This window comes from Microbacterium murale, assembly GCF_030815955.1.
Taxonomy (GTDB): domain Bacteria; phylum Actinomycetota; class Actinomycetes; order Actinomycetales; family Microbacteriaceae; genus Microbacterium; species Microbacterium murale_A.
On record NZ_JAUSXK010000001.1, the window covers coordinates 3000036 to 3013598 of the forward strand.

A 13563-nucleotide genomic window follows, 5' to 3' on the forward strand; every position below is an offset into this window, starting at 1 on the left:
GCCACCGCGGACGATCAACGGAATTCTGCAGTACCTTCGTCGTACTGCTCGCCGAGGTTGGCGTTGGTCGTCTGGACGTCCTGAACCCCGGTGATCAGACCCTGGAGTTCCTGCACGAGGACGTCGTAGAAGCCGGGGGCGGGCCAGTCAGGGTAGAACGAGAGCCCGTCGGCATCGAGGATGCCGTTGAACGTCTCGATCAGCTCTGCGCTCTTCGCGTCCGTGATGTCGGCGGCATCGACTGCGACCGGAAGACCACCGTTGTTGCCGATGAGCGCCTGGATCTCGGGGCGCATGGTGATGTCGATGAACTCGTACGCGAGTTCCTTGTTCGCGGCGTTCTCCGGTACGACCCATAGGTTGCCGGAGGAGCCGAGCGACAGGTCGGAGCCGGGGAACGCGGCGAGGGTCCAGTCGAATCCGGTCGCCTCAGCGACGAAGCGGCCGAACCACCACGAACCCGAGACGAAGATCGGGGCGGTGCCGTTGATGAACGAGACTCCGGCATCCTCGGCCTTGACGGATGAGACGTCAGAGGCGATGTAGCCCTTGTCGACGTACTCCTTGAGCGTCTCGGTCGCGGAGGTGACTTCAGGCCCTTCCCAATCGACAGGGTTCTCGTACAGCTGATAGTCGTCGACGAACCCACGATCACCCTCGAGCAGAGCGAGCTGGTACCAGAGCTGACCGAGCGGATACTCTGCTCCCGCTTCAGCCAGCGGTGTGATGCCCTTGGCGACGAAGGCATCCAGCACGTCGACGAACTCCTCGTACGTGGTGGGAATCGCCAGGCCCGCCGCGGCGAAGGCGTCCGTGTTGTAGTAGACACCGACGAATTCGCCGTAGTTCGGGATGCCGTACCACGCGTCTCCGCCCATGACACCGTCTTCGCTGTACTTGGCCGTCGTCTGCAGCGAGGGCGCCAGCTTCTCATCCCAGCCGTACTCGGACACGGCATCGGAGATGTCGGTGATCAGACCGGTCGATGCCAGGAAGCCAGCCGTGGCATTGCCCTTGTTGAACTCCATCAGGTCGGGCGCGGCATCGGTGTCGAGAACCTGGCTGGCGGTCTTCTGGATCTGCTCGAACGACTTCTCCTCGAACTCGACCGTCGCGCCGGTCTCCTCCTCGAAGGTCTCGATCGCTTGCGCCCAAGCGATTCCCATTGCGCTGTCGGCACCCTCGTAATGCCACAGCTTGAGCGTGTCGCCGTCGCCGCCGCTCGTGGAGCCGGATGTGCATCCGCTCAGGGCGACCCCGGTAACGGTCAATGCCGCCAACAGGGCGAGTGACTTCTTTCCTCGGGTGATGCGTGCCATCGTCGGCACTCCTTTCTTGGTGGCCATTGGCCAGACACTTCAATGGGTCGTTCTCCCGTGTGCAATGCGGAGCCTCGAAGCGCTTCGATGACCGGCGGGCGGACAGGGTGGTCCCGTGTTCTCATCCCGAGGCGGTGCGATGGATCCGTGAGGGATCATTCCATCGATGCAGCTCGTAGAAGTGTCATCGAAGCGTTTCGATAGCGGCTCTCCAGCGATGGTAGACAATCGCGTCGGCGTGCGCAACCTTTTTGTGGTTTCGTCCAACAAACTGGACCGAGCGGCTGGAAGCCGCGCATGACCGTGCCGCGTCAGTGAGGCGACTTCAAGGCGACGAGGCCTCGGTGGGGGAGGGGATCCGAGGCCCCGCCGCCGGTCTCACGGTGCGAGGCGGATCTCCGCGATCACCTCGGCGTACTCGGTCTCACCCACCGGCGTGAAGCCGACGCGGTGGAAGAAGGCTTCAGGGCCGTTGTCGCCGGCCTCGTAGATCACGTTGACGTGATCCATGTCGCGTTTGCGCGCCTCGTCGAGAAGATGCTCGACCGCGAAACGACCGACACCGCGACCTTGATCGTCGGCGTCGACGTTGATGCGCCACAGCACGGAACGGAAATGCTCCTCCGGGGCCTCGGGATCGAAGCTGGCGCTCACGAACCCGACGACTTCGTTGCGATCGAGGATCACACGCTGCCATGAGGTCTGGGGGTTGATCACGGTCGCCGCGATCCCATACGAGACCGGAGCGAGGTACTGCTCCTGTCCCGGCTTGAGCGACAGGTTGTTCACGGCGACGATCGTCGCAGCGGAGAGTTCGACCACGCGCAGTTCCGTCATACGCCCAGGGTAACCTCTCCGCGCGCTGCGTGCGCCGAAAGATGACGGCGAACGCCGCACCACCCACTCAGGTATCTTGGTATCGAGACAGATTTGACTCGTGAACGGAGAATCTCCCGGTGACCGACGACGCCATCATCTACACCTACACGGACGAGGCACCGGCTCTCGCCACCGCATCGCTCCTCCCGATCGTCCAAGCCTATGCAGGCAAGGCCGGGGTCCAGATCGAGACCCGCGACATCTCGCTGGGAGGACGGATCCTCGCCGCGTTCCCTCAGAGGCTCACCGCCGAGCAGGAAGTGTCCGACGCGCTCGCCGAGCTCGGCGGCCTCGCGACGCTTCCCGAGGCCAACATCATCAAACTGCCGAACATCTCGGCATCCATTCCGCAGCTCAAGGCAGCCATCGCCGAACTGCAGGGCCAGGGATACGACATCCCGAGTTTCCCGGACGAGCCGTCCTCGCTCGAGGAGAAGGACATCCGCGCCCGTTACGACCGCATCAAGGGGTCTGCGGTGAACCCCGTTCTGCGCGAGGGCAACAGCGACCGCCGGGCTCCGCTCGCCGTGAAGAACTACGCGAAGAAGCACCCGCACCGCAACAAGGCGTTCGCCGAGGGGTCTAGGACCCGCGTCGCCACGATGGGCCACGACGACTTCAAGGCCAATGAGAAGAGCTGGCTGTCCCCGGGTGACGACGTGCTCACGATCCAGCACATCGCAGAGGACGGCACCACCACCGCGCTCAAGGAGAACCTGAAGGTGCTCCCTGGCGAGATCGTGGATGCCACGTTCCTCTCGGCCGCGGCCCTCGATGCCTTCCTCGCTGAGACCCTCGCCACGGCCAAGGCCGATGACGTGCTGTACTCGGTGCACCTCAAGGCCACGATGATGAAGGTCTCCGACCCGATCATCTTCGGTCACGTCGTGAAGGCCTACTTCGCGGACGTGTTCGCGCAGCACGGTGACACGCTTGCCGCCGCCGGTCTCAGCGCCAACGACGGACTGGGGTCGATCCTCTCCGGTCTCGCCGACCTCGAAGGCGGCGAAGCGATCGCCGAAGACTTCTTCCGTGCGATCGAGAGCGGCCCTCGCCTCTCGTACACCAACTCTGACAAGGGCCTCACGAACCTGCACGTCCCCAGCGACGTCATCGTGGATGCGTCGATGCCGGCGCTCGTCCGCAACGGCGGAAAGCTCTGGGGCGTGGACGGTGGAGAGGATGACACCCTCGCCGTCATCCCCGATTCCTCCTACGCGGGTGTCTACGAAGCAACGATCGAGGATGTCATCGCGAACGGTCCGCTGGACCCGGCGACCATCGGCACCGTTCCGAACGTGGGCCTGATGGCACAGGCGGCCGAGGAGTACGGCAGCCACGACAAGACCTTCGAGGTGGCTTCTGCCGGCCGGATCCAGGTCGTGAACTCGGCCGGTGACGTCGTGCTCGAGCACACCGTGCAGCCGGGCGACATCTGGCGTGCCACGCAGACCAAGGACATCGCCGTGCGTGACTGGGTGAAGCTCGCCGTCACCCGTGCCCGTGCGAGCGCCACGCCCGCCGTGTTCTGGCTCAACGCGGCGCGTGCGCACGATGCCGCGCTCATCGCGAAGGTGAACGAGTATCTGAAGGACCACGACACCGATGGTCTGACGATCGAGATCCTCACGCCGGAAGACGCCACACGCTACTCGCTGGAGCGTCTGCGTCGTGGCGAGGACACCATCTCCGTCACGGGCAACGTGCTGCGCGACTACCTGACCGATCTGTTCCCCATCCTCGAAGTGGGCACGAGCGCCAAGATGCTCTCGATCGTCCCGCTGCTCGCCGGTGGTGGGCTGTTCGAGACCGGTGCGGGCGGATCCGCCCCGAAGCACGTGCAGCAGCTCGTCGAAGAGAACTACCTGCGGTGGGACTCGCTGGGCGAGTTCTTCGCGCTGGCCGCCTCGCTCGAGCACTTCGCTGATCGCAAGGGCAACGACAAGGCTCGTGTGCTCGCCGAGACGCTGGATGCCGCGACAGGTACATTCCTGGAAGAGGACCGCTCGCCCGGACGCAAGCTCGGCACGATCGACAACCGCGGCAGCCACTTCTACCTGGGGCTGTACTGGGCGCAGGAACTCGCCGCGCAGACGAAGGACGCCGAGCTCGCCGCGGCCTTCGCGCCCGTGGCTGCGGAACTTGCCGCAAAAGAGCAGGAGATCGTCTCCGAGCTCAACGGCGCACAGGGCTCAGCTGCCGACATCGGCGGCTACTACCGTCCTGACGTCGCGAAGGTCGAGAAGATCATGCGCCCGTCGACGACGTTGAACGGGATCATCGACGCGATCTGACGATGACACGGAAAAGGCCGGATGCTGTGTGCATCCGGCCTTTTCGCGTCCCGCCCTGTCGAAGCGACGAGTAAGGGTGCTCAGTAGTGGACGTAGACGTTGACGCCTTCAGGAGCCCAGTTGTAGAGCCACTGCGCGGCGTACTCGGGCATGCCCACGCATCCGTGGCTCATCGGAGTTCCCCAGTTGCTGTGCCAGTAGACACCGTGAAGGGCCTCGTCACCGTTGAAGTACATGACCCACTTGACGTCCGGCTGGAAGTAGTTGGGCGCCTGGCTCAGATCCCTGTTGCCCATGTTCTGGCTGGAAGTCTTCCAGCCGATCTGGAATGAGCCGGTGTGGGTGGCGAACTCACCGGCACCGGAGGAGACGCTCCAGGAGTCGACGACGACGCCGTTCTCGATCGCGGAGACGGTCTGGTTCGCGAGATTGATGTCGATCTCGCGCGTGAGGGTCGTACTCGCGAACGGCGTTTCGCTGACCTCGATCGGCTGGACGGAGTTGCCGGCCTCCAGCTGCTCGGCGAAGTCGGATGCGACCGTGCTGGTGTCGCCGAGCGTGCGGCCGCTGACGCCCACGGTCAGTTCTTCCAGCACGTCTCCGCCTGCATTGACGATGCTCTCGGCATTCACCGGTGCGCGGTTGACAGCGGCGGGCAGGGCATCGACGGTCGCCTGGATGGCGGCTTCGTCGGCCACGATGTTCAGCTCGCCGTCCTGATCGACGACCTCGAGCCAGGTCGCGGCGACCGCGGGGGCGATCGGCACCGTGCGCTCATCACCGACGTAGAAGCCGATCGTGGTGAGCATCGTGTTGAGCTTCTCTGCAACGCCGGCGGCGTCTTCATCGCTCACCGGTGCGGGAGCCTCGGCCGGGTCACCCGAGTACGTCAGAGCGTCGCCGCCGTCGGCGAGCGCGGAGGTCAATGCACCGGTCAGACCATCCAGATCGACACCGGTGCCCGGCACCGCAGGAGTCGTGACATACGTCGCGCTGGCCGCGTCGAACCCGACGGTGGCGTCGACGGCGTCTTCATAACTGGACGGGACCATCTCGCGCAGCGTGTCGTGTGCGAGGTCGGTGTCGAGGGTGATGGTGCCGACGATGGGTTCTGGCATCCACGCGCCGATGTTCCACATCGGGTGCGACGCGAACGCCTCGTCTGCGAGCCCGCGTGCGTCGATCGACGCGCCGAGGTCAGAGCCGGTCACCACCTGATCTCCACCGGCATCGGTCAACGTGATCTCTGTGTTCGCGAGGTGGGCGGTGACGACGTCTGCCGCGGCGCCCGGCGTGAGGCCGCCGACAGGGACGCCGGCGATCGTGGTACCGGGGGCGATGAGGATCGTCGACGCTGCGGCTGCCCCCAGAGCGAGCACGCCGACGGCGACGCCGACCCAGAGTCCGATGCGACGCTTCTTGGGAGCGGGCTCGCGCGGAGCCCATTCGAGTGAGCGATCGCCGCCGTTCGGCGGCAGTGCTTCAGTGACGACAGCGGTCTGCGCAGTGTTCGCGTCAGGTGCTTCGATAAGACCAGTCACCTACTCACCCCCCGTGATTTCAGTGTGACCAACTCCTTTATCATACCGGGCGTCAGATAACGACAAGGCAACGGTTGTCGCATCAGAAACGGAAAAGCCCCGCGACCGAGCATGGTCGCGGGGCTTTCGGAGTTCAGAGGTCAGCTGCAGAGCTCCTGGAGCGCCGTGGCCGACTCGGTCATGTCGGTGGTGATGGTGCCCATGTTCTCGGCGGCGGACAGGTCCTGATCGATCAGCACCTTGGAGAGCACGTCGCTGAGGGCGACGAAGTCCTCGTGAACGGCAGCGGTTGCTTCCTGCACCTCGACGTTGGAGACGCTGTCCGCGGCTTCGCCGAACGCATCGACGACCGTGTTGAACTGGTCAACGGTGGTCTGGGGGTCGGTGGCACCGGTCGTGTCGATCTCACCGGCAGCGCTGCTGGCCTCCTGCAGCTTCGGCAGGACGATCCCACAGGCCTCCTCGACGGACTGGTCGGTGTTCGTCTCCTCGACGGGCGCGGAATCGCCGGAGTCGGTGGACTTGTCGTCCTCAGCGGCTGGCGCGCCGGAGCACGCAGTCAGGCCGAGCACGGCGACGGCGGCGATGGTCCAAGCGGCGATACGGCGGTTCATAGGTTTCCCCTCAATCACGGCACCGCGAACTGCGGTGCGATTCTCCGGTCGTGCGACCAGTCAAACATATTCTGGCGACGCTCCACGATGGGGAGAAGGACCCATGAGGTGCGATCACTGCTCGACGATGGCGATGCCGTCGATCTCCACGAGCATCTCCTCACGGGGCAGGCCCGTGAACACGGTGGTGCGCGACGGCAGAACGCCGCTGGGCGTGTGGGCGGTGACGAATTCGCCGTATGCGTCGTTCATGGTCGCGAAGTCCTCGCGCTTGGTGAGGTAGACGCGCAGCATCACGACGTCGTCGAACGTCGCACCCGATGCCTCGACGATGGCCTTGACGTTCTCGAGCGTGCGGGTGGTCTGCGCGGCGACATCACCGGGGAAGAGATACTCGTTGGTCGTGGGGTCGACAGGACCCTGACCGGAGACCTGGACGAACCCTCCTTTGCGGACACCCTGCGAGAAAGTGTGCGCCGGCGCAGGAGCGGAATTGGTCGTGACTCGTGTCTTCGTGCTCATACGACCAGCCTAGTAGCCTTGTTAGATGCCTCAACAAATGTCGGAGCCGACGCTCGCTCACGTATCACTGAGCGCAGAACAGGCCGCAGCCGGGCGCGTACGCGTATACCGGGACGCGACCGTGGTCGATGGCACCGGAACGTCTCGTTACGTGGCGGATGTCGTGGTCGAAGGTGCACGGATCGTCGCGATCGTTCGCGAGGGCGACACCAGGACGATCGAGATCGAGCGCGGAGCCGTCGACCTCGAAGCTGTCGAGGTCGACGCGCACGGACTCATCCTCGCGCCCGGCTTCATCGACATGCACGCGCACAGCGATCTGGCCGTATTGGAGGGGCCGGCGCATCGGGCCAAGATCCTGCAGGGGGTCACGACCGAGGTGATCGGGCAGGACGGCCTCGGCTATGCGCCGCTCGACGATGCGGTGGCATCCGTCATTCCCGCGCAGATCGCAGGCTGGAACGGCCTGCCCGCAGTCGCTCCCTGGCGCACGATGGGCGATCTGCTCGACGCGATCGACGCGGCGACGGTCGCGAACGTCGCCGTGCTCGTGCCGCAGGGCAATCTGCGCATGATGACGGTCGGTCACGAGAACCGCCCGGCGACACGCGCAGAGCTGCGGCAGATGACCGATCTGCTCGGCGCTGCACTCGATGCAGGCGCGTTCGGGATGTCGAGCGGCCTCACCTACACGCCCGGGATGTACGCCTCAACCTCAGAGCTCGAGACGCTGTGCCGCGTTGTCGCCGAACGCGGCGGCTACTGGGCGCCGCACACCCGAAGCTACGGCGCCACAGCACTGGACGCCTATCGCGAAGCGCTCGACATCGGTCGCCGCACCGGATGCCCCATCCACCTCACGCACGCCACCATGAACTTCGTACCGAACCGCGGTAGAGCCGATGAACTGCTCGCGCTGATAGATGAGGCCATCGCCGACGGCGTCGATGTCACGCTCGACACCTATCCGTATCTGCCGGGCGCGACCACTCTGACGGCGCTGCTGCCGAGCAGGCTCGCCGAGGGTGGCGACCTCATCGCCGCGATCAGGGAGCTGGACGCTGACGGCCGAGAGGGGGTTCGGGTCGAACTCGAGGAGATCGGCTCCGACGGATTCCACGGCGAGCGCGCGGATTGGTCGAGCATCGAGATCGTCGGTACCGCGAACTCGGCTCTCGAGCCTCTCGTCGGCAGGACGATCGCACAGATCGCGGAGGAGGACGGAAAGCGCGCGGTCGATGTCGTGCTCGACACGATCATCGCGGATGCCGGAGCCACCGGCATCCTGATGCACATCGGCGACGAGGACAACGTGCGGGCGATCATGCAGCACGATCGTCACACCGGTGGCAGCGACGGTATCCTGATCGGCGCGAAGCCGCATCCGCGTGGGTTCGGCGCATTCACCCGCTATCTCGGTCACTACGTGCGCGACCTCGGAGTGCTGACGCTCGAGGAGGCGGTCCGGCATCTCTCCGGCACACCAGCAGCTCGTCTCGGCCTGCACCGCGGTGACGCGCCGCGCGGAGTGATCCGCGAGGGCGCGACCGCAGATCTCGTGCTGTTCGATCCCGACGCCGTCGCGGCCGGTGCGACGTTCGACGCGCCGCGCACAGCACCGGTCGGGGTCGTCGAGGTGGCGGTCGCAGGCGTGCTCGTCGTCGCGGACGGCGTCGTCACGGGAGAGACTCCAGGGCGCGCTCTGCGGATGCCGCCAGCACCCCACCGCGCCACGGTGCCGTTGCTCGAGGCGCATATCGATCCTGCGGCCGCGTCATTCGTCTGGACACCGGACACTCCTGTGCATGCTCCGGATGAGCTGGTAGCGGTCGCCGCGTTGCTGAAGCCGGGCGTTCCTGGCAGCGACATCGCAGGCGGTGGCGAGGCCGGTGCGCCGGCGATCACATTGGTCCTGGATGCAGCGGTGGGGGAGAGCGCGACCGCTGCCGGGCGCATCGGTGCCGAGGCGTTCCGCATCACTGCGGCGTCCGGCGGAATCGAGGTGCGCGGGGCATCGGCGCAGGGTGTCTTCCGAGGCATCACGGCGCTGCAACAGCTGCGTCCACCAGGAGACGAGGTCGCTCGCATCCCTGCCGGAGGGTGGCAGGGTTCGCCTGCGTACGGCTGGCGAGGCGCGATGCTCGACGTCGCCAGGCACTTCCGACCCGCCGCCGACATCCGTCGCCTGATAGATCTGCTGGCGCTACACCAGCTGAACATCCTGCACCTGCACCTCACCGACGATCAGGGCTGGCGGTTCGAGGTGCCCGGCTTCCCGCGGCTCGCCGAGATCGGCTCGCGCAGAGAGGCGACGCAGCGGGGTCACGGTCCACTCGCCACCGTCGAAGCCGGCGTGCACGAGGGGTTCTACTCGACCGCGGAACTCCGCGAACTCGTCGAGTACGCGGCTGCGCGCTTCATCACGATCGTGCCTGAGGTCGAATTGCCGGGGCACGTGCAGGCAGCGCTCGCCGCCTACCCCGCTCTCGGGAACACCGACATCTCCGGTTCCGACGGCGCAGGAGCGGTCACGTCTCCCTGGGAGCGCTTCGGAGTCAACCCCCGAACACTCGCACCCACGGATGAGTCGTTGGCCTTCGGACGCGCGGCGATCGACGCGCTGTGCGACATCTTCGACTCTCCATGGATCGGCATCGGCGGGGACGAGGTGCCGGTCACCGAGTGGGCGGAGAGCCCCGCGGCGGCACTGCGCATGCGCGAGCTCGGACTCGCGTCGCCTCGAGACGTGCAGCCCTGGTTCACCGCTCAGTTCGTCGATCACGTGCGCACGCACGGACGCACAGCGCTGGCCTGGGACGAGGTACTCGAGGGGGATGTCCCTGACGGAGTGCGGATACTCGCATGGCGCGGTCCGGTCGCCCTTGAAGAGGCCATCCGCCGCGGCATCCCGGTCGTCGGCTGCCCGGATCTTGAGACCTATCTCGATTATCGGCAGTCCGAGTCAGGCGACGAGCCGGTGCCGGTGGGGCCGCCGCTGACCCTTGAGCACGCCTACACCCTGCGCCTTCCTCCCGGCGTGGTCGGTGGCCAGACCAACGTCTGGACCGAGCATCTGCCGACCCGTGACCGCGTCGACTTCGCCATGTTCCCGCGACTCAGCGCGATCGCCGAGCGGCTCTGGGCGGGTGGCGACCCGGGAGACGGCACGGAGTTCCTGCGTCGCCTTGCCACGCATCTGCGTCGCTTGACCGAGGCGGGGGTGCGATATCGTCCTCTCGACGGGCCTACACTCGATCAGCGGCGACCGGGCATCCCCGGAAAGCCGATGACGGTCGCCGCGCGGGAGCAGATCGTCGCCGATCTTGTTCACGGGCTGCGGGCACCCTCGCCGGACTCGTCGGAGCGAGGCGAGAATGAAAAGTAACGTTTCGGTAACCCTCCCACCCTGGCGGTGGGTCGCAGGTTGCGGAATTTTTGTTCGTAAGGTCTACTAACAAATATGTCCGAATCGGATGAGTTGAGTCAACCGGCACCGGCCGACTACGCGGGTGCCAGTTCGCACGCCTTCGGACCGTCCCGCCACCTGCGGTCGCGCTCAAAAGTGCTGCCCGAGCACGCCCGCGGACACAATCGCGCCCTCGTGCTGCAGACGCTCTACCACTCCGGTGCGATGAGTCGCGCCGACCTGTCACGCGAGACCGGATTGACCAGAGTGACGATCTCCGACCTCGTGGCGGAGTTCATCGCCGACGGGATCGTCGTCGAACTGGGCGTACGTGAGACTGCGGGCCCCGGCAAGCCTCCGATCCTCATCGACATCAACCGCCTCGGCCACCAGATCATCGGTCTGGACCTCTCGGACGCCGAGTCTTTCAGAGGAGCCGTGCTGAACCTCGACGGCGAAGTGCTGGAGCGGCGTGAGCTCACCCGGCCCGAGCAGCCTGACGGCGACGCGGCATACGCCGCCCTGCTCGAGCTCGCCCGCAGTCTGATCGCCTCCGCGACCGCGCCGCTGCTCGGCGTCGGCGTCGGAACGCCGGGCGTGGTGCGCCCTGACGGTGTGGTGCTGAGTTCACCGAACCTCGGCTGGACCGACTTCCGGCTCGAAGCGCAGCTCGGTCGTGACCTCGATCTCCCCGTGCTCGCCCGCAACGATGCCAATGCCGCCGTACTCGCCGAGTACACCTTCGGTGATGCAAGGGCAGACTTCATGCTCATCAAGATCGGTGTGGGAGTCGGCGCCGGGCTCATCGCCGGAAGCCAACCGCTGGTGGGCAGCCGCTTCGCCGCGGGGGAGATCGGTCACGTCGTCGTCGGCACCGACGGCGGCCCGCGCTGCGTCTGCGGCCGCGACGGCTGTCTGGAGGCCTGGCTGAGCGTCACGCGCCTTCGGGATGCGGTCGACGCGCAGCCCGCAGCGCGCGATGAGATCCTGCGCGATGCCGGCACCCGCATGGCAATCGCGATCGCGCCGATCGTGACAGCACTGGATCTTTCGGAGGTCGTGCTCTCCGGGCCCGCAGATCTTCTTGACGGCGTACTCATCGACGCGGCCACTTCCACCCTGCGGGAGCGCACGCTCGAGGGCGTCTTCGACGACGTCGTGATCAGGCTCACGGGTCAAGGCGACATCGTGCTGCGCGGCGCTGCGGTCATGGTTCTCTCCGCGCAGCTGGGAGTCTCATAGTGGTATCGGCAGTACAGGCCGGTCGTGTCGGCCGGTCCGTTCGCGTGGGCCTCGACATCGGCGGGACGAAGACGGATGCCGTCGCAGTGACGGACGGCGGCGAGATCATCGGACGCATCCGCCGACCCACCGGCTACGGTGACGAGGCCGTGGTCGCCGACGTCGTGGAGAGCGTGCGAGAGCTGCGCGCGGAGTTCGACATCTCAGCGTCCGATGTGATGAGTGTCGGCGTCGGAATTCCCGGTCTCGTCGACACGGCGAACGGCCGAGTGCTGCACGCGGTGAATCTGGGCGTCGAATCCCTCGACCTCGCGGCGCGGGCGTCGGAGCGCATCGGAGTGCCGGTCATCGTCGAGAACGATGTGAAAGCCGCTGCCCTCGGTGCCGCCGCGTTGCGCGGTGACGCCCTGTCGATGGCCTATCTGAACCTCGGCACCGGCGTCGCCGCCGGTATCGTGATCGACGGCGGGATCTGGCGTGGATCACGTGGCACCGCCGGTGAGGTCGGGCACATCTCCGTCGACCCGAACGGCCGCGTCTGCGGCTGCGGGCAGCGCGGGTGCATCGAGACGCTCTGCGGCGGCGGTGCGCTCGCCCGTGCGTGGGGGCGCCCCGGGGCGCTGCCTGTCCGTGACATCTTCGACGCCGCGGACCAGGGCGACACCGACGCGCTCCTGCTCCGCGGTGACCTCGCGCGTGGGGCGGCGGCGGCGGTGCGCGTGCTCGTGCTCAGCGTCGACGTCGAGACCGTCGTCATCGGCGGCGGTCTCACGGCTCTCGGCGATCGTCTCGGCGACAGCATCCGCGCTGCGCTCATCGCCGATGCGGCAGGGTCGCCGTTCCTGCGATCGCTGCACCTGGATGAGAGAATCGAACTGCTTCCCCCCGGTTCCCCTGCGGCCGCTCTAGGTGCCGCGCTGGTCGGAGTGCACACACCCCAAAAGGAGATCGCCACCCATGGCTGAAGTCGTCATCGTCGAGAACGCCGCCGCTGCGGGGGCACTGGTTGCAGACGAGATCGTGCGGCTCATCGTCGGACGTCCTGATGCGGTGCTGGGACTGGCGACGGGCTCGACGCCCTTGCCCGTCTACGAAGCGCTGCACGGCCGACTCGCCGGTACCGACGTCTCGCAGGTTCGAGGTTTCGCGTTGGACGAGTATGTGGGCATCGATCCGAAGCATCCCGAGAGCTACCGCTCCGTCATCGCACGCGAGGTCGTCGAGCCGCTCGGCCTGAACCCCGACCAGATCCACGTACCGAACGGCGCGATCGAAGGCATCGAGCATGCCGGCCCCGACTATGAGGCCGCGATCGAAGCCGCCGGCGGTGTCGACCTGCAGATCCTCGGAATCGGCACCGACGGGCATATCGGTTTCAACGAACCAGGGTCGTCATTCGCTTCGCGTACCCGTGTGAAGACTCTCACCTCGCAGACCCGCGAGGACAACGCCCGTTTCTTCGACTCGATCGATCAGGTTCCCATGCACTGCATGACGCAGGGTCTCGGCACGATCCTGCAGGCTCGTCATCTGGTGCTGCTCGCCTTCGGCGAAGGCAAGGCTCAGGCTGTCGCCGACGCGGTCGAGGGACCTTTGACCGCGATGCTGCCCGGATCGGCGATACAGCTGCACCCGCACGCGACGGTCGTCGTCGATGAGGCGGCCGCGTCGAAGCTCAAGCTCGCCGACTACTATCGCTACACGTTCGAGAACAAGCCCGCGTGGCAGGGGCTCTGAGCACTCTCT

General features: G+C 66.3%; 10 protein-coding genes. 5 read left to right on the top strand and 5 right to left on the bottom strand.

The features are described from left to right. Window positions 1-14: 14 nt before the first annotated feature. Complete coding sequence (locus tag QFZ46_RS14505) at window positions 15-1319, bottom strand: ABC transporter substrate-binding protein (RefSeq protein WP_307362759.1); 1305 nt, start codon at window positions 1317-1319, stop codon at window positions 15-17. A 378-nt stretch (window positions 1320-1697) separates the two neighbouring features. Next, window positions 1698-2156, bottom strand: a complete 459-nt coding sequence (locus tag QFZ46_RS14510) for a GNAT family N-acetyltransferase (protein WP_307362762.1) — start codon at window positions 2154-2156, stop codon at window positions 1698-1700. 119 nt (window positions 2157-2275) lie between these two features. Here QFZ46_RS14510 and QFZ46_RS14515 point away from each other — a divergent pair, with 119 nt between their 5' ends. Continuing rightward, window positions 2276-4492, top strand: a complete 2217-nt coding sequence (locus QFZ46_RS14515; RefSeq protein ID WP_307362765.1) for an NADP-dependent isocitrate dehydrogenase — start codon at window positions 2276-2278, stop codon at window positions 4490-4492. Between the two features lie 80 nt (window positions 4493-4572). On the opposite strand, the gene QFZ46_RS14520 is transcribed toward QFZ46_RS14515, so the two are convergent. The 3 genes from QFZ46_RS14520 to QFZ46_RS14530 form a co-directional block, all read right to left on the bottom strand. Continuing rightward, window positions 4573-6033 carry a L,D-transpeptidase family protein gene (locus QFZ46_RS14520; RefSeq protein WP_307362768.1) on the bottom strand — a complete coding sequence of 487 codons (1461 nt, stop codon included), beginning with the start codon at window positions 6031-6033 and terminating at the stop codon, window positions 4573-4575. Between the two features lie 140 nt (window positions 6034-6173). Beyond that, the gene (locus tag QFZ46_RS14525) at window positions 6174-6647 is read right to left on the bottom strand and encodes a hypothetical protein (protein WP_307362770.1); all 474 of its coding nucleotides are present in this window, start codon (window positions 6645-6647) and stop codon (window positions 6174-6176) included. A 114-nt stretch (window positions 6648-6761) separates the two neighbouring features. Next, on the bottom strand, window positions 6762-7169 hold the full coding sequence (locus QFZ46_RS14530) for a RidA family protein (RefSeq protein ID WP_307362773.1): 408 nt from the start codon (window positions 7167-7169) through the stop codon (window positions 6762-6764). A gap of 25 nt (window positions 7170-7194) precedes the next feature. On the opposite strand from QFZ46_RS14530, the gene QFZ46_RS14535 reads away from it, so the two are divergent. From QFZ46_RS14535 to nagB, 4 genes are all read left to right on the top strand, one after another. Then, entirely contained in the window at window positions 7195-10554 is a 3360-nt protein-coding gene (locus tag QFZ46_RS14535) for a family 20 glycosylhydrolase (RefSeq protein ID WP_307362775.1), read from the top strand. Between the two features lie 75 nt (window positions 10555-10629). Then, on the top strand, window positions 10630-11817 hold the full coding sequence (locus QFZ46_RS14540) for an ROK family transcriptional regulator (protein ID WP_307362777.1): 1188 nt from the start codon (window positions 10630-10632) through the stop codon (window positions 11815-11817). Continuing rightward, window positions 11817-12782, top strand: coding sequence for an ROK family protein (locus tag QFZ46_RS14545; protein ID WP_307362780.1), 966 nt, complete (start codon window positions 11817-11819; stop codon window positions 12780-12782). Before QFZ46_RS14540 ends, QFZ46_RS14545 begins: the two co-directional genes overlap by 1 nt. Then, entirely contained in the window at window positions 12775-13554 is a 780-nt protein-coding gene (gene nagB, locus QFZ46_RS14550) for a glucosamine-6-phosphate deaminase (RefSeq protein WP_307362782.1), read from the top strand. Before QFZ46_RS14545 ends, nagB begins: the two co-directional genes overlap by 8 nt. The last annotated feature ends 9 nt before the right edge of the window (window positions 13555-13563 follow it).

Excerpts from the sequence above, each read along its gene's own strand:
- QFZ46_RS14505 (WP_307362759.1), bottom strand. The coding sequence starts at position 1,319 with ATGGCACGCATCACCCGAGGAAAGAAGTCACTCGCCCTGTTGGCGGCA.
- QFZ46_RS14525 (WP_307362770.1), bottom strand. The coding sequence starts at position 6,647 with ATGAACCGCCGTATCGCCGCTTGGACCATCGCCGCCGTCGCCGTGCTC.
- QFZ46_RS14540 (WP_307362777.1), top strand. The coding sequence starts at position 10,630 with ATGTCCGAATCGGATGAGTTGAGTCAACCGGCACCGGCCGACTACGCG.
- nagB (WP_307362782.1), top strand. The coding sequence starts at position 12,775 with ATGGCTGAAGTCGTCATCGTCGAGAACGCCGCCGCTGCGGGGGCACTG.
- QFZ46_RS14530 (WP_307362773.1), bottom strand. The coding sequence starts at position 7,169 with ATGAGCACGAAGACACGAGTCACGACCAATTCCGCTCCTGCGCCGGCG.
- QFZ46_RS14535 (WP_307362775.1), top strand. The coding sequence starts at position 7,195 with ATGCCTCAACAAATGTCGGAGCCGACGCTCGCTCACGTATCACTGAGC.
- QFZ46_RS14510 (WP_307362762.1), bottom strand. The coding sequence starts at position 2,156 with ATGACGGAACTGCGCGTGGTCGAACTCTCCGCTGCGACGATCGTCGCC.